The organism is Escherichia sp. MOD1-EC6162, from assembly GCF_002965125.1.
Taxonomy (GTDB): Bacteria; Pseudomonadota; Gammaproteobacteria; order Enterobacterales; family Enterobacteriaceae; genus Escherichia; species Escherichia marmotae.
The window spans coordinates 25,630-44,801 of record NZ_PTSB01000008.1 but is presented as its reverse complement, the minus strand read 5'-3'; the positions used below and the strand labels follow the sequence as shown (position 1 = coordinate 44,801).

Genomic DNA, 19,172 nt, shown 5'->3' with positions numbered 1-19,172 from the left:
ATAGCGAAAACCATACTTTTGATGGGGGAAGGTCATGGATCAAGCTCTACTGGATGATGGTTATCGCTGCTATACCGGCGAAAAGATAGATGTCTGGTTCAACACCGCGATGTGTCAGCATTCCGGCAACTGCGTACGTGGCAACGGCAAGTTATTTAATCTCAAACGTAAGCCGTGGATTATGCCGGATGAAGTTGACGTCGCTACCGTAGTGAACGTTATTGATACGTGCCCAAGTGGCGCACTGAAATACCGTCATAAATAAGCGAGGGAAAAATGGAAATACGTGAGGGCCATAATAATTTTTATATTAATGATGCGCAGGGAAAGCAAATAGCAGAAATTGTCTTTGTGCCAACCGGAGAAAATTTAGCCATTATCGAACATACCGATGTTGATGAAAGTTTGAAAGGGCAGGGGATTGGTAAACAACTGGTGGCAAAAGTCGTGGAAAAAATGCGCCGGGAGAAACGAAAAATTATCCCGCTGTGTCCGTTTGCGAAACACGAATTTGATAAAACGCGTGAGTATGATGATATTCGTAACTGATGGGAGAGTGTGGAGTAATGATATTTTCATGTTCTGCGTAACGTCATTCAGGAGAGTATCTGAAGGGGAGGGGGATGCACAAATAATGGTCAGAGAGAGCGTTTTTTTGTCCCAAATCATCCCCTCTATTGAGCAAAAAAAAAAGAATATCTCCTATATGAGAATCATCAATCGGGGTTAATAAACTTTGCATCCCCAGGGCGTATAATATTGATAGGAGTCATTTTATGGAAGGTATAAACAGGTTCAAAACTTACGTTGTTTCTTTTGATTATCCATCATCTTATTACTCAGTTTTCTTAAGGTTAAGGTCGTTAATGTATGATATGGATTTCTCCTCTATAGTTGCTGATGAATATGGAATACCACGACAATTGAATGAGAATGCTTTCGCAATAACGACATCATTAGCCGCAAGTGAAATTGAAGATTTAATCAGGCTCAAATGCTTAGACTTACCAGATATTGATTTTGACCTCAACATTATGATAGTCGATGACTATTTCCGTCAGTTCTACAAATAGATGGGAAGGATAAGAAGATATTCAAAATGGCACTATTCTCTAAAATATTAATTTTTTATGTGATTGGTGTGAACATATCCTTTGTCATTATCTGGTTTCTCTCACATGAGAAAACACATATTCGTTTACTTAGTGCATTCCTGGTAGGAATAACCTGGCCAATGAGCCTGCCCGTGGCATTACTTTTTTCTCTCTTTTAGGAGCTGTGGTTGAGTGGACCCGCTGGTTATCTTGAAACGAAGCGTCTCTCCTCAAAGCTGGACTTGCGGAACGACGAACGAAGCAGTCACCAGGCTGCTTCGTTCATTAAAGTAAAACTTATTTCTGTGGGCGCATAGCCGGGAAGAGAATAACGTCGCGGATAGTATGACTGTTAGTAAACAGCATAATCATTCGGTCGATACCAATACCTAAACCAGCGGTTGGCGGCAGACCATATTCCAGCGCAGTAACGTAATCTTCATCGTAGAACATGGCTTCGTCGTCACCTGCAGCTTTAGCGTTAACCTGCTCCTGGAAACGTTCTGCCTGATCTTCTGCGTCGTTTAATTCGCTAAAACCATTACCGATTTCACGACCACCGATGAAGAATTCAAAACGGTCGGTGATTTCCGGGTTAACATCATTACGGCGCGCCAGCGGCGACACTTCCGCCGGATACTCAGTAATAAAGGTTGGCTGAATCAGATGTGCTTCTGCCACTTCATCAAAGATTTCGGTGACAATACGTCCCAGCCCCCAGCTTTTCTCTACCGTAATACCGATAGATTCGGCTAATGCTTTAGCGGCATCAAAATTATCCAGGTCTGCCATATCGGTTTCTGGACGATATTTTTTGATTGCTTCGCGCATGGTGAGTTTTTCAAACGGTTTGCCAAAATCAAACACATGCTCACCATAAGTGACTTTAGTTGTACCCAGTACCTCTTGTGCCAGGGTGCGGAACAGTGACTCCGTCAGTTCAATCAAATCGTGGTAATCCGCATACGCCATGTAGAGCTCCATCATCGTGAACTCAGGATTATGACGAACAGAAATACCTTCATTACGGAAGTTACGGTTGATTTCGAATACTCGTTCAAAACCACCTACAACCAGGCGTTTCAGATACAACTCTGGCGCAATACGCAGGTACATATCCAAATCAAGAGCATTGTGATGGGTAATAAACGGGCGAGCAGATGCCCCACCTGGAATTACCTGCATCATCGGGGTTTCTACTTCCATAAACCCACGAGCGACCATGAACTGGCGGATAGCGGCCAGAATTTTTGAACGAACAACAAAAGTTTGACGGGATTTATCGTTAGCGATCAGATCCAGATAACGTTGACGATAACGGACTTCCTGGTCCTGTAAGCCATGAAATTTATCTGGCAAGGGACGCAGTGCCTTAGTCAGCAGGCGTAACTCAGTACAGTGAATGGAAAGCTCGCCAGTTTGTGTCTTAAACAGCGTACCGCGTGCGCCGATAATGTCACCCAAATCCCATTTTTTAAACTGGTCGTTATAAACACCTTCTGGCAGGCTATCTCGCGCAACGTACAGTTGAATACGGCCACCTACATCCTGCAACGTTACAAAGGAGGCTTTCCCCATGATGCGACGGGTCATCATTCGGCCAGCAACCGAGACTTCAATGTTTAAGGATTCCAGTTCCTGGTTATCCTTCGCATCAAATTCCTCGTGCAACTGGTCAGAGGTATGGTCGCGGCGAAAATCATTGGGAAACGCCACACCTTGCTGACGCAGTGCTGCCAGTTTTTCGCGACGATTTCTCAGTTCATCATTAAAATCAATAGCCTCATTGGCTCCCCGTGTTTCTTGTTCAGACATTTTGGTTCCTCTAAATCCAGCTTTCAATTTAGCGTAGATAAAGAGACAGATCGGTACACTGTATTATCTGCCTCGACTATTAATAACTCAGTTTATCTTATCGAAACCAACGCTCACCTCAAGTTGATATCACTAATAAATAATCATAAAAATAGTTTAAATATCTTATTAATCTTGATTTGCTAGTGTGATTAACTAAAAGTCAATTGATTCATAACCAATTGTTTTCACGGCAGTTAATCGTTGCTTTCCTGTATCATATTGGTCGGCGTGCTAAACAGAAATCGGGTAGCAAAGGCCAATACCACGATGATCGCGACACAAGCCAACGTCCACTCTCCCATCTGGGAAAAGAATCGCTGGTAAGCTGCAATTGCCATACCGCTAATTTGCGACTCTGTCGTCTGTTGTGCCACTACGCCTGCCAGCCAGTTGGCGACCGCGCCTGTTGCCAGCATATAAATACCGGTTAATACGCCAGACATTTTCAGGCGCGTGATTTGCGCAATCGCCACCGGATCAATAAAGAGTTCGGCAAAGCCCATTAGCGCCAACCCGGATATCATCACGCCCATTGACGCTTGACCGCCAGCCGCTGCATGTCGGGCATCAAATGCCAGCAACATAAAGCCACAAGCCATCAGCAGTAAGCCAAAGGCAAACTTCAGCCAGACGCGCAATGTTGAGTTGCCGCGGCTTTCTGGCGACGCCAGCCAGGCAAGTACAACCCCAGCGAGCATCACCGCAATTGCATTCACCGACTGGAATAGCGCAGTAGGTACTTCAATATTGAATGCCTGACGATTCACAAAGCGATCGATAAACAAGCTGATGGTACTGCCGCCCTGTTGTGCCAGTACCCAGAACAACGTCCCGACAAACATCAACAATACAATTTGCCAAAGAGCACGGCGGTGTTCGGGGAATTTGATCATCATGCGGGCAATGATTTGTGCAGCAATAAGGCAAACGATCGCCAGCAAATATCCGGACCAGTCGTTTTCCAGCAATAGGGTAAAAAATACCGGGGCTAAACAGAGCATCACCACCAACCAACTCCATACCGGCAAGGCAAACTTCACGCGAGTGAGTGCTTTTTTATCCATACCTCGCGTGGATTGGAAATGACGATGACCACTCAGGAATATCAACAAACCGATAAACATGCCGCCGCCCGCAAGGGCAAAGCCAACATGCCAACCATACCACTGTGCAGCCAGGCCACAGGCGATGGGGGCGGCGATAGAACCGATATTGCCCGCGGCATATAGCAGCGAAAAACCACCATCACGTCGATGATCGTCCGCGTCATAGAGCTCGCCAAGTAAACAGCTAATGTTTGATTTGAATAAACCGTAACCACAAATAATGATTGCCAGCGCCAGATACAGGCTAAAGGTTGAATTTGTATCAATGCCCAGTACCACATGGCCAAGGGTCATTAACAGCGCGCCGGCAATTACTGCAGTGCGGTTGCCGAGCAGGCGGTCGGCAAGCCAGCCGCCGAGAATAGGGGTAACATAAACCAGAGATGCATATGCGCTGAACAGGCTGATGGCATGGTTATCATCAAAACCAAGCTGATGGGTGAGATAGAGAATGAGTAAGGCACGCATGCCGTAAAAACTGAAGTACTCCCAGATCTGGATCGCCACGATATAGTATATCGCGCGCGGCTGTGAGGGTGTTTTCATGTGTTCTCCTTATGAGCAAAAAAGGGAAGTGGCAAGCCACTTCCCTTGTACGAGCTAATTATTTTTTGTTTTCTTCTTTCAATACCTTAACGGTATAGCGGCCATCAGCCTGACGGTATGCACCGTGAATGTCGGTTTCAAAGCCCGGATAGTGAGCGCCGATTTCACACAGCATCTGCAGGAACTCCAGAACCGGACGGCTTTCTTCGGTGATCATTTCACCCGGCATTACCAGAGGAACTCCCGGCGGATACGGAAGGATCATATTGGCGTTAATACGACCTACCATTTCGTCGAGGTAAACTTCTTCGGTCATACCGTGCAGCTCTTTCTGGAACGCAGCATACGGAGTCATTACCATCGTCGGCAGAACTTCAAATGCGCGATACATCAGATCCGGCAGATTGTGGTGAACAATCAGTTTGTGGATATTCTGCGCCAGTTCCTGAATACGCATGTTTTCATAGAATTCAGGATCTTCACGATACAGAGACGGCAGCATGTTTTTCACACGCAGGTTCAGGTCGAACGCACGTTTGAAGTCAGTCAGAGCACGCAGCAGGCTCAGTGCTTTGGTCTTATCGATACCGATGCTGAACAGGAACAGCAGGTTATACGGACCGGTCTTCTCAACAACGATGCCATGTTCGTCGAGGTATTTCGCCACGATGCTGGCCGGAATACCGAACTCGCTCATGGTGCCGTCTTTTTCCATCCCCGGAGTCAGCAGGGTGACTTTGATCGGGTCAAGATACATGTGTTCATTATCGATGTTTTTGAAGCCGTGCCAGGTGCTGTCAGAACGCAGCGGCCAGCATTCAGTGGTATCGATATGATCCGGCTGCCATACATCAAAGAACCAGCCATCAGATTCCGTTCTCAGGCGTTTGATCTCTTTACGGAACTTGATCGCACGTTCAATGGAACCGTTGATCAGACGCTTACCGGCATTACCTTTCATCATCGCCGCAGCGGTTTCAGTGGAGGCCACGATACCGTAGTGCGGAGAGGTGGTGGTGTGCATCATGTAGGCTTCGTTAAAGGTTTCTTCGTTTACATCACCTTTAACGTGGATCATGGAAGCCTGAGAGAATGCCGCCAGCAGTTTATGAGTGGACTGGGTTTCATAAATCACTTTCCCTTCTACACGGCCACCGCTCATACCACATTTACCTTCGTAAATTGGAGAGAAGTTGGTGTAAGGCACCCATGCGGAGTCAAAGTGGATGGATTTTACATCCAGTGTTTTCTTGATGAAGTCGGTGTTGTACAGCAGACCATCATAGGTAGAGTTAGTAATTACGGCATGTACCGGCCAGGTTGCGTTTGGTGTTTCTTTAACGCGCTTAGCAATGGTAGCGTGCTGGAATTCACTCTGTGGGATACCACCAAGAATACCGTAAGCGTTACGGGTCGGGCGGAAATAGATTGGTGTAACATCGCTCATCATCATCAGATGGGTCAGCGATTTGTGGCAGTTACGGTCAATCAGAATGGTGCTGCCTGCCGGAGCCGAGTACATACCGACAATTTTGTTGGCAGTGGAAGTACCGTTAGTCACCATGTAGCTGCGGTCTGCGTTAAATACGCGGGCGATATACTGTTCTGCTTCTTTGTGTGGACCGCTGTGATCCAGCAGAGAACCCAGTTCAGATACTGAAATGGAAATATCAGATTTCATGGTGTTCGGACCAAAGAAATCATAGAACAGGCTACCTACCGGGCTTTTCTGGAATGCAGTACCGCCCATGTGACCAGGAGTACAGAAAGTATATTTACCTTCACGAACATATTTAAACAGTGCTTTGGTCAGCGGAGGCAGAATAGTGTTGATATATTCGTCAGTGGTCTGCTTGATCTTGTTAGCAATATCATCAGCAGCACCCAGCGCATATTCAAAGAAGCTAATCTGTAAACGCAGATCGTTCAGGCTTACATCGAGAGTGGAATACGTATTAGCGAACGCGTACAACGGCAGGTTCTCGTTCATTTTGCTAATTTCTTCGCACAGCTCGAGATTATATTTATCCCAGTCAAAAATAACACCGCACAGACGCGCATTGTTTTCGATCAATTTTAATAAGTCGTCACGGTCGTTCGGGTAAACAATCTGGAAGTTCAGACGTTCAAGCGCGCGATGAAGTTCACGGATGGGTTCTTCTTTAAAATAAACCCCCATGTGATTCAATATTGCAATAACGTTCATAGTCATATCTCCAGGTAAAGAAGGCCCCTCCCAACACATGGGACAAAATGAAAGGAGGAGCCTCGGAAAATACTTTTAATTAATGTGCGTTAGATGCTGTGTGGTTATCCATTGAGTGGCTCTGGCGCTCGTGCATTTTGCGAGCGTAGAACATCAGGATAATCAGGCTGACGATGAAGGTTCCTGCCAGCTCGAAGGAGCTTGCCCCCATCAGAGCGATGAAGCAGAACACGCAACCCAGTACAGAGCAGATCAGGCTGACAAAGTTGCGGATGTTAACGCCTTCAAAACGAATCAGGTCAACGCAAGAGTAGAAGTACGGCAGCATAGTCAGCAGTACTGCGATACCGGTCAGTTCACCAAACAGGTCAGATGCTTTACCACCGGCAGAGTTCATCAGGGTGATCAGGATCATCAGGGCAGTCATTTTCACAGCAGCCAGCAGCAGACCTTTTTTCGGAATACCGTTGCTGTCGACTTCGCCATAAACTTTCGGGAAGTTACCGTCGTTAGCGGCACGCACACCTGCCTGGCCTACCAGCATCATCCAGGAACCCAGAGACGTCAGGCATGCAAAGGCGGTGAATGCAGAAACCAGCGGCGCAGCCCAGTTACCCAGGATAGTAGAAGCACTGATTGCAAACGGAGCACCGGAAGCTGCCATTACAGAAGACGGATACATACCGGAAAGCACTTGAGTTGCAGCAATATAAACAATACCTGCTAAACCAGTACCCAGCATGGTTGCCAGTGGAACGGTACGTTTCGGGTTTTTAACCATACCCGTACTTACCGCTGCGGATTCCACACCCACAAAGGCCCACAGGCAGAGCAGAATACTTTTAATGATCGCATGGCCATCAGTGGTATTAGCAGTGTTCCAGTTAGCTGCATAAGTTGCAGTATCAAACCAATGCCAGCCAACAATAGCAGTCATAACTACAGGAATAAGAACCAGCACCAGACCAATAGTGGTTAAACGGCTTACCCAAGTACCGCCGAGCATATTTACAAAGGTAAATATCCAGACGATAGCAATACAGGCGATACCCGCCGGGACAGGATCATTTAATACCGGGAAGAAGGTGGAAAGATAAGATACAGCGGTAATACCAATCGCCAGGTTACCAATCCAGTTAGCATGGTAATAAAGAACACCTGTCTGAAAACCAAATGCAGGAGAAATTTCTCCGGCATAAGCAATTGGGCCACCTTGTTGCGGGTTTTTTGTTGCCAGTCGGGCATATACATAAGCCAACGACATTGCACCAATAATAGAGATAATCCAACCCCAGATAGCAATACCACCGATACTTGCAAGGTTCGCAGGTAATAATGCAATACCGCTCCCCATCATATTACCGGCAACAACACCGGTACAGGCAAATAGCCCGATCTTCTTGGCAGAACTCATGCTCTTCTCCTAATTTCATTTTTGAATTTGGAGTCCGGGTCATGATGCGTAACTATTTACTGACCAGACCAAACTGGCGACAAGATTACTCAAAAAAAAAGATTAATCCTAAAGATTAGGTGAAATAATACAAAAGTTTATGTAAGTGAGAATTTGAGCTCTCCATTAACAGATAAGAATCGCAAGTTGATATCATGAAAAGATAAACATTTAATGTTTACAATGGGTTATGTGCATATTTGTGGTTAAAATTATGTAATAAAAATTATGCGACAAATAAAATGCCGCAACATATTACACCAATAAAAACACACAAAAATTCAACATCCAGTATTCCCGTGCATGAATCAACGCGGGAGTCACTTATTCTGAAGCGAGAAATTTGTCGAGATAAGGAACAACATAAGGAACAGAAGTCTGGAATATACCATTTTCAATCCAGTAAAGGGTGTTTGTACCAGGACGTAAATTAAAGGCTGTGAGATATGCATCAGCAGCTTCACGGTTCATCCCCTTCATTTCGTAAACTTTGCCAAGCAACACATAGTTTAGCCAGGACATTTCAAGATCAATTCCAGTATTTATCGCCTGATACGACTCCTCTATTTTTCCATTTTCCAGGGCACTGACAGCTTTTATTTGATAGAAAATGGCTAGATTATTCATGCCCGGCATTGTAGCAATGTTATCAATTTCTGTATTCAGTGCTGCTAATTGTTTTTCATCTAAAGGGTGCTGAGAATGACGTACTATATCAACTAATGCTTTTTCTGCTCTCGCATAGATAAATTCAGGAGATGATTCAATAATCTCACCTAATAATTCACTGGCACGGTTCAATGATTTTTCATCACCATGCATTAAATAATCATGCGCTTGATAAAAATTAGTTAATAAAGCACCTCGATGAGGCAATATTTGTTGGAACATCTCCTGCATTCGTTGTGGCCACGGTTGATTCAATGCCTTTGATAAACTCTCAAGTAAATCATTTTGAATTGCCAACTGGTTACCGTTAGTGATGACATAACGTTTATCCAGCATGGTTGAACCATCTGCATTGTCTACCAATTTCACCGACATAAAGCACTGCTGAGCGCGGTATTGGCGTTGATTAACAAATGCAATAGATAACGTTTTACCAGAGCTGCTCGGTTCATCAATGTTGTAGTTAATTTTGTCATGCACCATAAAGGTGGAGAAGGTATTAAGTGACGTAGCCACCAAATCGCCCACACCTATCGCGTAAGAGCGCTGATACGGAGAAGTCCAATTGTTACAACTGTTATTCACCATATTAATGTCAATATCGCGTGGATTGAGCAAAATACGCGATTTACTCAAAGGAAGACGCGTTTCCAGGCTGGAGAATGCCACGAGTACGACACAGATACCTAACGACAACAGGAAAAAAAACCATACCCAAAAGGCAGTTAATCGTTTGCATCTAACTGGGGGATGTTCAGGTGGCTTTGGGGGGTATTGGATATCTGGACTGTGGATGGGGGGATCTGTGTCAGGAGTCGCCTCTGGTATAGGAGGAGACGAAGATAACATCATTTCCTCCCCTTCCTCTTCGCTGCACCATATAACCGGAACCATTAATTTATAACCGCGCTTCGGTACAGTAGCGATATAGACAGGACTATCTTCATCATTATCTTTTAATGACTTACGCAGTTCTGAGATACTCTGCGTTACAACGTGATTGGTGACGATACTCCTCTTCCACACATTATCGATAAGTTCATCTCTACTAAGTACTTCACCACTATGTTGAGCAAAGAAAACCAGAAGATCGATTAATCGTGGCTCCAGGGTTAGTTGACGCCCGTTGCGACTTATTTGGTTTATGGACGGAGTAACAAGCCATTCGCCAACGCGAACTACAGGTTGTTGCATAATAGAAACTCACTCGAAAAGGGACTGGCCCAATGATAATTGCCATAACCTATTTTTACCATCTATTGATGAATGTCTTTACATATTATTGGTGAATAGAATACGTTATTCTTACCAGCCATAAACTTCTTGATTACATAGCCTTACGAAAGAACTTTAATGAGAACCAGAAGTAATTTGCCTTACCATCAAAATTCATCATCTTTGCCAAAGAAAAATGTTCAGAAAATAATTCCCGGAAAATGGCCCGAAGCGCTTACTATTTTAATGGATTGTTAGTCTTTGCATGAGCAAACGGACTGATACATTTTTCTTTGTTCGCATTCAGAATCTCATCAGTCGGCGTTCTGTTTATGGATGCATTACGCTCCTGATGACGTCATTTGACGTTCAACAGCATTACGGGGCCGCGCGACATTTCGCGTCAGTCAGTGCTATAGCTTAGGGACAAATTTTCTCGAACCGGGATATACCCGCAAAATGCTGGTGATGTGGGGGAGAATCGGGTTGAGTTCGGCAGAATTGATTTGGAGGCAGAACGCTTAAATTGTGGCGTCCTGAAACGAAAAACGGACCTCCGTGGAGGTCCGTTTATATGAATTTGGTGCCCGGACTCGGAATCGAACCAAGGACACGGGGATTTTCAATCCCCTGCTCTACCGACTGAGCTATCCGGGCAACGGGGCGCATTAAACCGTAATCTGCACATCTCGTCAACCTAATTTCAGTAAAAACGATTCAATTGCTTAAGTTTGCGGCAAATCGCTTGTTTTCTGTATTTCTGTCAGGTCAGTGCCCCGCCCTGACGGCAGCGGGCGAAGCGCAGGATATCTTCCGCCAGTCGGTGTGCGGTGTCGACATCCGCCTGGCTGCGATTCACCAGCATGCGACTTAAACACCCTTCCAGCACCAGTTCCATCTGCTTTGCCACCATTGCCGGGTCGTCAACTTCCAGGGTGGTTAACAGTTCGTGGGTGAAATCATACGCCGCGCTTTTTTGCTGATCGGCCAGTTGATGGATAGGGTGGTCGGGATCGGGATAAAACGTGCAGGCAGCGATAAACAGACAGCCCGGATAGCGGTTGTTTTTAACGCATTCTGATAATGCCTGATAACGCGCCAGCAGCTTTTGTTCAGCAGATTGCGTTTCATCCAGCATCAGTTGACGACGCCAGACATCTATCTGTTGGCTAAGATAGCGCAGCGCATCGTAGAGGATGGCCTCTTTGTCTGGCCAGAAACGCTGGAGCGCTTCCAACGGATAATCCACTCGTTCAGCAACCATCTCCAGCGTAGTGTTAGCAATCCCTTGTAACTCTAATAATTTCAGGGCTTCTCCCAGTACATCTTCACGTTGCACGCTATTTTCCTCCGTCTTTCCCACTGAAGTGTCGTTCACGGTTGGCGATCGCGCAAATGTGCGCTGAAGGTTTCTGCATCCATAAAGCCCGTGACTCGTGCTTGTGGATGCTCCTGACCTTGTCCGTCAAAAAACAGAATCGTCGGTAGGCCAAGGACATTTAGATGTTTTAACAGCGCCACATCTTGTGCGTCGTTGGCAGTGACGTTGGCCTGAAGTAATACCGTGTCTGCTAACGCTTTTTGCACCTGCGGGTCACTGAAGGTGTTTTTTTCGAACTCTTTACAGGCGACGCACCAGTCGGCATAGAGATCTAGCATTACCGGTTTGCCTTTGGCTGCAACGAGCGCCTGATTTAACTCATCTACTGTTTTGATTTTTTTAAAGTTGAGATGGGTCTGAGATTGTGCCGTGCTCGTCGCGCCAAACGCCCAATCCTGGAGTGGGCGCACGCTTACCAGCGCGGCTGCCAGCAGGATAATTTGTACCATGCGCATCCAGCCGCGTTTGGCTTGTAAGCTGGAGACAAACGCCCAGCCAAAGAACGCGACGCCAAGCGCCGACCACAAGCGTAATCCCCAGGCATCGCTAATCACCCGCTCCAGCAGGAAGACCGGCAGCGCCAGGATTACAAAACCAAACGCGGTTTTGACCTGTTCCATCCACGGACCGCTTTTCGGCAGCAGACGGTTGCCGAAGACAGTAATGAGTATCAGCGGAAGTCCCATGCCCAGCGCATAGAGATAAAGTGTACCGCCGCCCAGCCACATGTTCCCGCTTTGGGCGATATACAGCAGAATCGCGCTAAGTGGCGCGGTAGTGCATGGTGAACAGATCAATCCGGCAATTGCGCCCATAACAAACACACCGCCAGGCGAGCCGCCTTGCTGGCGATTACTCATCAGCGTGAGGCGTGTTTGTAGGGAAGAGGGAAGTTGCAGGGTAAACAAGCCAAACATCGACATTGCCAGCAAGGTAAAGACGATAGCGAGGCCGATAAGCACGTAAGGATGCTGTAGCGCCGCCTGGAACTGTAATCCCGCGGCGGCAACCACCAGACCCAGTGCCGTGTAAGTCAGCGCCATCCCCTGAACATAAATAAAGGTCAGCAGCAATGCTCTGGCGGTGGATAGCCGCTGTTTACCGCCCAGTACGATGCCGGAAATCAGCGGGTACATCGGCAGCACGCATGGTGTGAAGGCGATGCCGATACCGATCAACAGCGCCCAGAGTGCAGAAAAGGGCAGTTGCGCGGCGGGTTGCTCTTGCTGCGGAACTGGCGCAGGTTGTGGCGCCGCGTTGTTGGTGAGCACTTCGCTTAACGGCACTATTTTAGTTTCTGGCGGATAACAGAAACCGGCGTCGGCGCATCCCTGGTAAGTAATCGTCAACGTCGCACCAGCACCCGCCTGATTGATGGTAACGGGAAGCGTCAGCCGCCCACGGTAAATCTCGCTTTTGCCGTAAAACTCATCTTCATGCCAGACACCTGACGGCAGTTGCACGTCGGCAATCTTCGCCTGTTCAGGCGTAATACGGATCTGTTTACGGTAGAGGTAATAACCGTCTTTGATCTGCCAGCTCAGATTAAGGTCATGCTGGTTTTGCTGAAAATCAAAAGCAAAGGCTTGATCCGCGGGGACAAATTGGGAACGTCCAGGCGCGTCGAATAATCCGGCAAAAACGGAAGTGCTGCAAAATAGCAGGATCAGCGTAAAGATGCGTTGAGCCATGAGAGGTAATCTGTGTCTCCATGTGTAACAGGTAAAACCAGAAGTTCAGGTGTTTGATAAGGATGATGAGCCTTCAGGCATTCCAGCAGTGCCTGCTGGTGAGCTTTATCGGTTTTTAAGATCATCTGTACTTCATATTCCTGTTCCAGCTTACCCTCCCAGTAATAGAGAGAGGTTGCACCGGGGATCAGGGTTGCGCAGGCCGCCAGTTTTTCTGCCAGCGCTTTGGCAGCCAGATCCTGGGCTGTCGCTTCATCCGGCGCGGTACACAGCACCACGACAGACGCGGTATTCGAACTTTTTTCATCAAGCATAAACACCTCGCTAGAACAGATGGAACCGCAAGAGAGAGGTCACTATACAACGGACGAGGGAAGGATGTTAGTCGGTGGGAAAGAAAGCGGGGCGTAAACGCCCCGCGATTTGTCATTACAGCATCACACTGCCCAGCAGGAAGCCGAAGCAAACGGCCAGGGCAACACCCAGAGTACCCGGGATGAAGAACGGATGGTTGAAGACGAATTTACCGATACGGGTTGTACCCGTGTCATCCATCTGTACCGCAGCAACCAGCGTCGGGTAGGTCGGCAGAATGAACAGGCCAGACACGGCTGCGAAAGAAGCAACAGCGGTCAGCGGAGAAACGTTCAGCGCCAGAGCCATCGGCATCAGTGCTTTTGCGGTTGCAGCCTGAGAGTACAGCAGAGCAGAAGCAAAGAAGAAGATGACAGCCAGCAGCCACGGATGACCCTGAATCACTTCACCAGCGGTATCTTTGATCCAGTCGATGTTGTTGGAAACGAAAGTATCGCCCAGCCATGCAACACCCAGGATACAAATACAGGCGCTCATACCTGCTTTGAAGGTGCTGGAGTTGAGGATGTTGTCGGTATCCACTTTGCAAAGAATAGTGGTCAGGGTTGCAACACTCAGCATGATAATCAGGATGGCGTTAGTGGTGTTCATCAGCGGTTTCTCAACCAGACCCATGCTCGGGCTGTTGATGATCGCATAGATAACCACGCCGACTACGCCCAGCAGGAACAGCCAGACGGACGCTTTCGCGCCTTGTTTGATTTCAATCTGCTTCTCACCGCGCAGTTCAACTAAACCTTCTTCCAGACGCTTGCGATAAATCGGATCGTCAGACAGCCTGGAGTTGAACAGCATGGTGACCAGGAAGGACATCACCAGAACCGCCAGCAAGGTGGACGGGATGACCACGGAGAGCAAATGGAGGTAGCTGATGCCATGACCTTCCATTACGGAAGACATGTAAACCACTGCCGCAGAGATTGGCGATGCGGTGATCGCAATCTGCGCGGAAACTACCGCAGTAGACAGTGGACGGCAAGGTTTAACGCCTTGTTCCTTCGCTACTTCAGCGATAACTGGCAGCGTTGCCAGAGAGATGTTGCCAGTGCCCGCAAAGATGGTCAGGAAATAGGTCACGATCGGTGCGAGGATCGTGATGTATTTCGGGTTACGACGCAGCAGCTTTTCTGTCTGGTGAACCAGATAGTCCAGACCGCCAGCAACCTGCATGGCAGAAATAGCAGCGATAACCGCCATGATAATGGAAATTACATCGAACGGAATGTTACCAGGCTTGACGCCGATAGCGGCAAGAACCAGCACCCCCAATCCACCTGCAAAACCAATACCAATTCCCCCTAATCTGGCGCCCAAAAAGATCGCCAGCAAAACGATGATGAGTTCTACAACTAGCATATTAGCCTTCCTTGTTTTTTAACAAGTTGATATCAGGTTGTTGTTTTTAAGTTACTGCTCACAAGAAAAAAGGCACGCCATCTGACGTGCCTCTTTTATTTGTACTACCCTGTACGATTACTGTTCGCTTTCATCAGTATAGCGTTTTGCTTTGTAAGCCGGATGCATCAGGTTCTGTACGGAGAAAATATCGTCTAGTTCCGCTTCAGTCAACAGACCGCGCTCCAGAACGACTTCGCGCACGCTCTTACCTGTTTCGGCACAGATTTTACCCACGATGTCACCGTTGTGGTGACCGATGAACGGGTTCAGGTAAGTGACGATACCGATAGAGTTGTAAACGTAACCTTCGCACACTTCTTTGTTAGCAGTGATGCCGTTAATGCATTTTTCCAGCAGGTTGTAGCAAGCATTGGTCAGAATGTGAACGGATTCAAACATCGCCTGGCCAATGACCGGCTCCATAACGTTCAACTGAAGCTGACCTGCTTCTGCTGCCATGGTAACAGTGGTGTCGTTACCGATGACTTTGAAGCATACCTGGTTAACTACTTCCGGAACTACCGGGTTTACTTTTGCTGGCATGATAGAAGAGCCTGCCTGCAGTTCCGGCAGGTTGATCTCATTCAGGCCGGCACGTGGGCCAGAAGAGAGCAAGCGCAGGTCGTTACAGATTTTGGACATCTTCACAGCCAGGCGTTTCAGCGCGCCGTGAACCATAACGTAAGCGCCGCAGTCAGAGGTCGCTTCGATGAGGTCTTCAGCCGGAACGCATGGGAAGCCAGTGACTTCAGCCAGTTTTTTCACTGCCAGCGGAGAGTACTCTTTCGGCGTGTTCAGGCCAGTACCGATGGCAGTTGCGCCAAGGTTAACTTCCAGCAGCAGTTCAGAAGTACGTTGGATGTTTTTCACTTCCTCTTTCAGCAGGATGCTGAAAGCGCGGAATTCCTGACCAAGGGTCATTGGTACTGCGTCCTGCAGTTGGGTGCGACCCATTTTCAGGATGTCCTGGAATTCGACAGCTTTACGCTCAAAACCTTCGCGCAGTTGGTTAATAGCATCTACCAGTTTAATCAGGGAAGAGTAAACTGCGATGCGGAAACCGGTCGGGTAGGCGTCGTTGGTGGACTGACATTTGTTAACATGGTCGTTCGGATTCAGGTACTGATATTCACCTTTCTGGTGTCCCATCAGTTCCAGACCGATATTGGCCAGCACTTCGTTGGTGTTCATGTTTACGGAAGTACCTGCGCCGCCCTGGTAGACGTCTACCGGGAACTGATCCATGCATTTTCCGTTATTCAGGACTTCATCACATGCAGCAATGATTGCATTCGCTACACTTTTAGGAATGGTTTGCAGCTCTTTGTTTGCCATAGCTGCGGCTTTTTTAACCATTACCATACCGCGAACAAATTCAGGAATATCGCTGATTTTGTTGTTGCTGATATAGAAGTTTTCAATCGCTCTCAGAGTGTGAACACCATAGTAGGCATCAGCTGGAACTTCCCTGGTACCCAACAGATCTTCTTCGATACGAATGTTGTTTGACATGTGAACCTTCTTTTTCAAGCTGCCAATGATTTGCTTTAAACACACAGAATATATGTGGTTTCGAATGTTTTTCGACCGACGATTATCCCCTGCATCAGTCGAATACTCGGGATCATATGTTGCTTGAGGATTTCTACCGTAATCTGGATCACTTTAAGTGTCGGTTTTTACCCCTTAATTATTAATTTGTGAAATAGATCACCGCTTTGGGATTACTACCAAAAATAGTTGCGCAAACGTCTTGAAATTTTGCTAATGACCACAATATAAGCTGAACGCGATTCGCAACCCATTCAGGCGGCCGGATTTAACCGGTTGCTATTACAGGAGAAACCTTTGCGCTGGTTACCTTTTATTGCCATTTTCCTTTATGTCTATATTGAGATTTCAATCTTTATTCAGGTTGCCCACGTATTGGGGGTATTACTCACTCTTGTGTTGGTTATATTCACGTCAGTTATTGGTATGTCGCTGGTACGTAACCAGGGATTTAAGAATTTTGTGCTGATGCAACAAAAAATGGCGGCGGGAGAAAATCCGGCGGCGGAAATGATTAAAAGTGTTTCGTTGATCATTGCCGGTTTGCTGCTTTTATTACCGGGCTTTTTCACCGATTTCCTCGGTCTTCTTCTTTTATTGCCACCAGTGCAGAAACATCTGACCGTGAAGTTGATGCCGCATTTGCGTTTTTCCCGTATGCCGGGCGGTGGATTTAGTGCCGGAGCCGGTGGCGGCAATACTTTTGATGGTGAATATCAGCGTAAGGATGACAACCGCGATCGCCTTGATCATAAAGACGATCGTCAGGATTAATGTTGAAACGCCGGATTATGTGGTTATGCCATTTTCCGGCGTTTTTCGTTTCGGCAGGAACAACCACAGCCCCGCCAGCATGATCAATGCATACACGCTTTTCCAGCCGACCATCGCCAGCAACAAGATGCAGAGCAGTCCGCCAATCACCGCCAGTAGCCGATAACGTCCCTTCAATAATTTACAGCCAGCCAGCATGCACAGCAGATAGATCATAATAAAGATGCCGTTGGCATAAATGATGAGTGCGTCCAGATTGATCTCTAAAGTGTGAATCACCAACGTGCTCACCACGCAACAGCCGAGCACTGCATTGAGGGCATTGTTCGGGATATGGCGAGAAGAGAGGCGCGCCAGGTAGTGGTTGGGTTTATCTTGCGCCTGCGACCAGACCAGGCGGGCGAAACTCTGTATATAAATATTGAGGCTGGCAAAGCAGGCCAGATAGCCAATCACGCAGGCAATCCACAGCGCCCCTACACCGAACAGTTGCACCACAATTTCCGGAAGCGATGCTGCCGCCGCCATTTTTTCACCGTAGGCGTCGAAGTGTAAGACGACAACCGTACACCCCCAGTAGACTAAACCTGCCAGCACCAGACCAATCATCAGAGCGCGGGGGAAATCACGCTCCGGATTTTTAAATTCTGAGGCAAGGTGAGCAAACGCCTCCAGACCGACAAAGCACCAGAACATTACCGATAACGCAGCAAATAGCCCGGAAAGTTCGATATCACCTGGCGCAGGGAAGGGGATATTCGCAGGTTTAATATCGGCTGCCCACCAGACGGCGACAATCAGCGCGACGATAAGTCCGGCAATAACCGTTTGTAGATTCGCACTGGAACTGGCACCGCGAGTACCGATATACCACACCAGCGCCAGCGTACCGAGTTCAGCCATCAACAGTTGCCAGCCATGCCAGCCAAACATCGCCTGGCCGAATCCGGCGGCAATTTGCAGCGCAGCGGGCAAGCCAACGGGAATAACTGATAAAAATAACCAGCCTGTGACTCGCTCAAGCCGCGAACCGAACGCCATGCCGACAAAATGCGCCACACCGCCCGCGCTGGGGTAGTGGCGACCCAGAATCGCAAACACGATCGCAATCGGGAAAACTAAGATTATCAGAACAGGCCAGGCCCACAGGCTATTATTGCCTGCCACCAGGGCGGCTAAGGCAGGAACGGCAAACACGCCGGTGCCTAACAATGAAGTCGATAACAGGCCGATGCCCTGGGCCAGCCCCAGTTCTTGTTTGAGTCCACTCATGGGTTGATGTCCGATTGCGCCCAAATTTTGGGCAACTGCGCAGGTTTTTGATGGTAGCACAATCAGATTCGCTTATGACGACGATGTCGAAATTGCGATGAAACGTGAGGTGAATCAGGATTTTTACCCGATTTTGTGCTGATCAGAATTTTTTTTCATTTTCCCCCTTGAAGGGGAGATGCCTCATCCCCATTTCTCTGGTCACCAGCCGGGAAACCACGTAAGGTCCGGCGTCACCCATAACAGATACGGACTTTCTCAAAGGAGAGTTATCAATGAATATTCGTCCATTGCATGATCGCGTGATCGTCAAGCGTAAAGAAGTTGAAACTAAATCTGCTGGCGGCATCGTTCTGACCGGCTCTGCAGCGGCTAAATCTACCCGTGGCGAAGTGCTGGCTGTAGGCAATGGCCGTATCCTTGAAAATGGCGAAGTGAAGCCGCTGGACGTGAAAGTTGGCGACATCGTTATTTTCAACGATGGCTACGGTGTGAAATCTGAGAAGATCGACAATGAAGAAGTGTTGATCATGTCCGAAAGCGACATTCTGGCAATTGTTGAAGCGTAATCCGCGCACGACACT

At 47.7% G+C, this 19,172-nt stretch carries 17 protein-coding genes and 1 tRNA gene; 6 read left to right on the top strand and 12 right to left on the bottom strand.

The features are described from left to right. The first annotated feature begins 34 nt into the window (after positions 1 to 34). The 4 genes from yjdI (at position 35) to ghoT (ending at position 1,273) form a co-directional block, all read left to right on the top strand. Positions 35 to 265 carry a 4Fe-4S mono-cluster protein YjdI gene (yjdI, locus tag A9587_RS08890; protein ID WP_000371696.1) on the top strand — a complete coding sequence of 77 codons (231 nt, stop codon included), beginning with the start codon at positions 35 to 37 and terminating at the stop codon, positions 263 to 265. An 11-nt stretch (positions 266 to 276) separates the two neighbouring features. Continuing rightward, entirely contained in the window at positions 277 to 549 is a 273-nt protein-coding gene (locus A9587_RS08885) for a GNAT family N-acetyltransferase (protein ID WP_000405652.1), read from the top strand. Between the two features lie 227 nt (positions 550 to 776). After that, complete coding sequence (ghoS, locus tag A9587_RS08880; protein ID WP_001517605.1) at positions 777 to 1,073, top strand: type V toxin-antitoxin system endoribonuclease antitoxin GhoS; 297 nt, start codon at positions 777 to 779, stop codon at positions 1,071 to 1,073. A gap of 26 nt (positions 1,074 to 1,099) precedes the next feature. After that, the gene (ghoT, locus tag A9587_RS08875; RefSeq protein WP_001173345.1) at positions 1,100 to 1,273 is read left to right on the top strand and encodes a type V toxin-antitoxin system toxin GhoT; all 174 of its coding nucleotides are present in this window, start codon (positions 1,100 to 1,102) and stop codon (positions 1,271 to 1,273) included. Positions 1,274 to 1,391: 118 nt separating this feature from the next. Here ghoT and lysS read toward each other — a convergent pair whose 3' ends face one another. The 11 genes from lysS to aspA form a co-directional block, all read right to left on the bottom strand. Continuing rightward, positions 1,392 to 2,909, bottom strand: coding sequence for a lysine--tRNA ligase (gene lysS, locus A9587_RS08870; protein ID WP_001295074.1), 1,518 nt, complete (start codon positions 2,907 to 2,909; stop codon positions 1,392 to 1,394). 236 nt (positions 2,910 to 3,145) lie between these two features. Further along, positions 3,146 to 4,603, bottom strand: coding sequence for a dipeptide/tripeptide permease DtpC (gene dtpC, locus A9587_RS08865; RefSeq protein ID WP_001517606.1), 1,458 nt, complete (start codon positions 4,601 to 4,603; stop codon positions 3,146 to 3,148). 58 nt (positions 4,604 to 4,661) lie between these two features. Continuing rightward, complete coding sequence (gene cadA, locus A9587_RS08860) at positions 4,662 to 6,809, bottom strand: lysine decarboxylase CadA (RefSeq protein ID WP_001517607.1); 2,148 nt, start codon at positions 6,807 to 6,809, stop codon at positions 4,662 to 4,664. A gap of 79 nt (positions 6,810 to 6,888) precedes the next feature. Continuing rightward, positions 6,889 to 8,223 carry a cadaverine/lysine antiporter gene (gene cadB / locus A9587_RS08855; RefSeq protein ID WP_000092898.1) on the bottom strand — a complete coding sequence of 445 codons (1,335 nt, stop codon included), beginning with the start codon at positions 8,221 to 8,223 and terminating at the stop codon, positions 6,889 to 6,891. Between the two features lie 363 nt (positions 8,224 to 8,586). Continuing rightward, on the bottom strand, positions 8,587 to 10,125 hold the full coding sequence (gene cadC / locus A9587_RS08845) for a lysine decarboxylation/transport transcriptional activator CadC (protein ID WP_001187163.1): 1,539 nt from the start codon (positions 10,123 to 10,125) through the stop codon (positions 8,587 to 8,589). A gap of 602 nt (positions 10,126 to 10,727) precedes the next feature. Then, positions 10,728 to 10,803: transfer RNA gene (locus A9587_RS08840), tRNA-Phe, on the bottom strand. A 106-nt stretch (positions 10,804 to 10,909) separates the two neighbouring features. Continuing rightward, a complete protein-coding gene (locus tag A9587_RS08835; protein WP_001188522.1) occupies positions 10,910 to 11,485 on the bottom strand; it encodes a transcriptional regulator in 576 nt (191 codons plus the stop codon). A 35-nt stretch (positions 11,486 to 11,520) separates the two neighbouring features. Next, the gene (gene dsbD / locus A9587_RS08830) at positions 11,521 to 13,218 is read right to left on the bottom strand and encodes a protein-disulfide reductase DsbD (RefSeq protein WP_105263458.1); all 1,698 of its coding nucleotides are present in this window, start codon (positions 13,216 to 13,218) and stop codon (positions 11,521 to 11,523) included. Then, a complete protein-coding gene (gene cutA / locus A9587_RS08825; protein ID WP_001517610.1) occupies positions 13,194 to 13,532 on the bottom strand; it encodes a divalent cation tolerance protein CutA in 339 nt (112 codons plus the stop codon). The genes dsbD and cutA overlap by 25 nt, the downstream gene beginning before the upstream one ends. Before the next feature lie 115 nt (positions 13,533 to 13,647). After that, the gene (gene dcuA, locus A9587_RS08820) at positions 13,648 to 14,949 is read right to left on the bottom strand and encodes an anaerobic C4-dicarboxylate transporter DcuA (RefSeq protein ID WP_000961962.1); all 1,302 of its coding nucleotides are present in this window, start codon (positions 14,947 to 14,949) and stop codon (positions 13,648 to 13,650) included. 117 nt (positions 14,950 to 15,066) lie between these two features. After that, positions 15,067 to 16,503 (bottom strand): aspartate ammonia-lyase, encoded by a 1,437-nt coding sequence (gene aspA / locus A9587_RS08815; protein ID WP_001517611.1) that lies wholly within the window; start codon positions 16,501 to 16,503, stop codon positions 15,067 to 15,069. A gap of 336 nt (positions 16,504 to 16,839) precedes the next feature. Between aspA and A9587_RS08810 the strand changes: the two genes are divergently transcribed. After that, on the top strand, positions 16,840 to 17,316 hold the full coding sequence (locus A9587_RS08810) for an FxsA family protein (protein ID WP_001267441.1): 477 nt from the start codon (positions 16,840 to 16,842) through the stop codon (positions 17,314 to 17,316). 15 nt (positions 17,317 to 17,331) lie between these two features. Here the strand turns inward: A9587_RS08810 and yjeH are convergent, their stop codons facing one another. Further along, complete coding sequence (gene yjeH / locus A9587_RS08805; RefSeq protein ID WP_000015807.1) at positions 17,332 to 18,588, bottom strand: L-methionine/branched-chain amino acid transporter; 1,257 nt, start codon at positions 18,586 to 18,588, stop codon at positions 17,332 to 17,334. Positions 18,589 to 18,863: 275 nt separating this feature from the next. Between yjeH and A9587_RS08800 the strand changes: the two genes are divergently transcribed. Beyond that, positions 18,864 to 19,157, top strand: coding sequence for a co-chaperone GroES (locus tag A9587_RS08800; protein ID WP_001026276.1), 294 nt, complete (start codon positions 18,864 to 18,866; stop codon positions 19,155 to 19,157). The last annotated feature ends 15 nt before the right edge of the window (positions 19,158 to 19,172 follow it).

Coding starts and splice junctions, on each gene's coding strand:
- cadC (WP_001187163.1), bottom strand. CDS start 10,125: ATGCAACAACCTGTAGTTCGCGTTGGCGAATGGCTTGTTACTCCGTCC.
- ghoS (WP_001517605.1), top strand. CDS start 777: ATGGAAGGTATAAACAGGTTCAAAACTTACGTTGTTTCTTTTGATTAT.
- yjeH (WP_000015807.1), bottom strand. CDS start 18,588: ATGAGTGGACTCAAACAAGAACTGGGGCTGGCCCAGGGCATCGGCCTG.
- A9587_RS08885 (WP_000405652.1), top strand. CDS start 277: ATGGAAATACGTGAGGGCCATAATAATTTTTATATTAATGATGCGCAG.
- ghoT (WP_001173345.1), top strand. CDS start 1,100: ATGGCACTATTCTCTAAAATATTAATTTTTTATGTGATTGGTGTGAAC.
- dcuA (WP_000961962.1), bottom strand. CDS start 14,949: ATGCTAGTTGTAGAACTCATCATCGTTTTGCTGGCGATCTTTTTGGGC.
- aspA (WP_001517611.1), bottom strand. CDS start 16,503: ATGTCAAACAACATTCGTATCGAAGAAGATCTGTTGGGTACCAGGGAA.
- dsbD (WP_105263458.1), bottom strand. CDS start 13,218: ATGGCTCAACGCATCTTTACGCTGATCCTGCTATTTTGCAGCACTTCC.
- yjdI (WP_000371696.1), top strand. CDS start 35: ATGGATCAAGCTCTACTGGATGATGGTTATCGCTGCTATACCGGCGAA.
- lysS (WP_001295074.1), bottom strand. CDS start 2,909: ATGTCTGAACAAGAAACACGGGGAGCCAATGAGGCTATTGATTTTAAT.
- dtpC (WP_001517606.1), bottom strand. CDS start 4,603: ATGAAAACACCCTCACAGCCGCGCGCGATATACTATATCGTGGCGATC.
- cadA (WP_001517607.1), bottom strand. CDS start 6,809: ATGAACGTTATTGCAATATTGAATCACATGGGGGTTTATTTTAAAGAA.
- cadB (WP_000092898.1), bottom strand. CDS start 8,223: ATGAGTTCTGCCAAGAAGATCGGGCTATTTGCCTGTACCGGTGTTGTT.
- A9587_RS08800 (WP_001026276.1), top strand. CDS start 18,864: ATGAATATTCGTCCATTGCATGATCGCGTGATCGTCAAGCGTAAAGAA.
- cutA (WP_001517610.1), bottom strand. CDS start 13,532: ATGCTTGATGAAAAAAGTTCGAATACCGCGTCTGTCGTGGTGCTGTGT.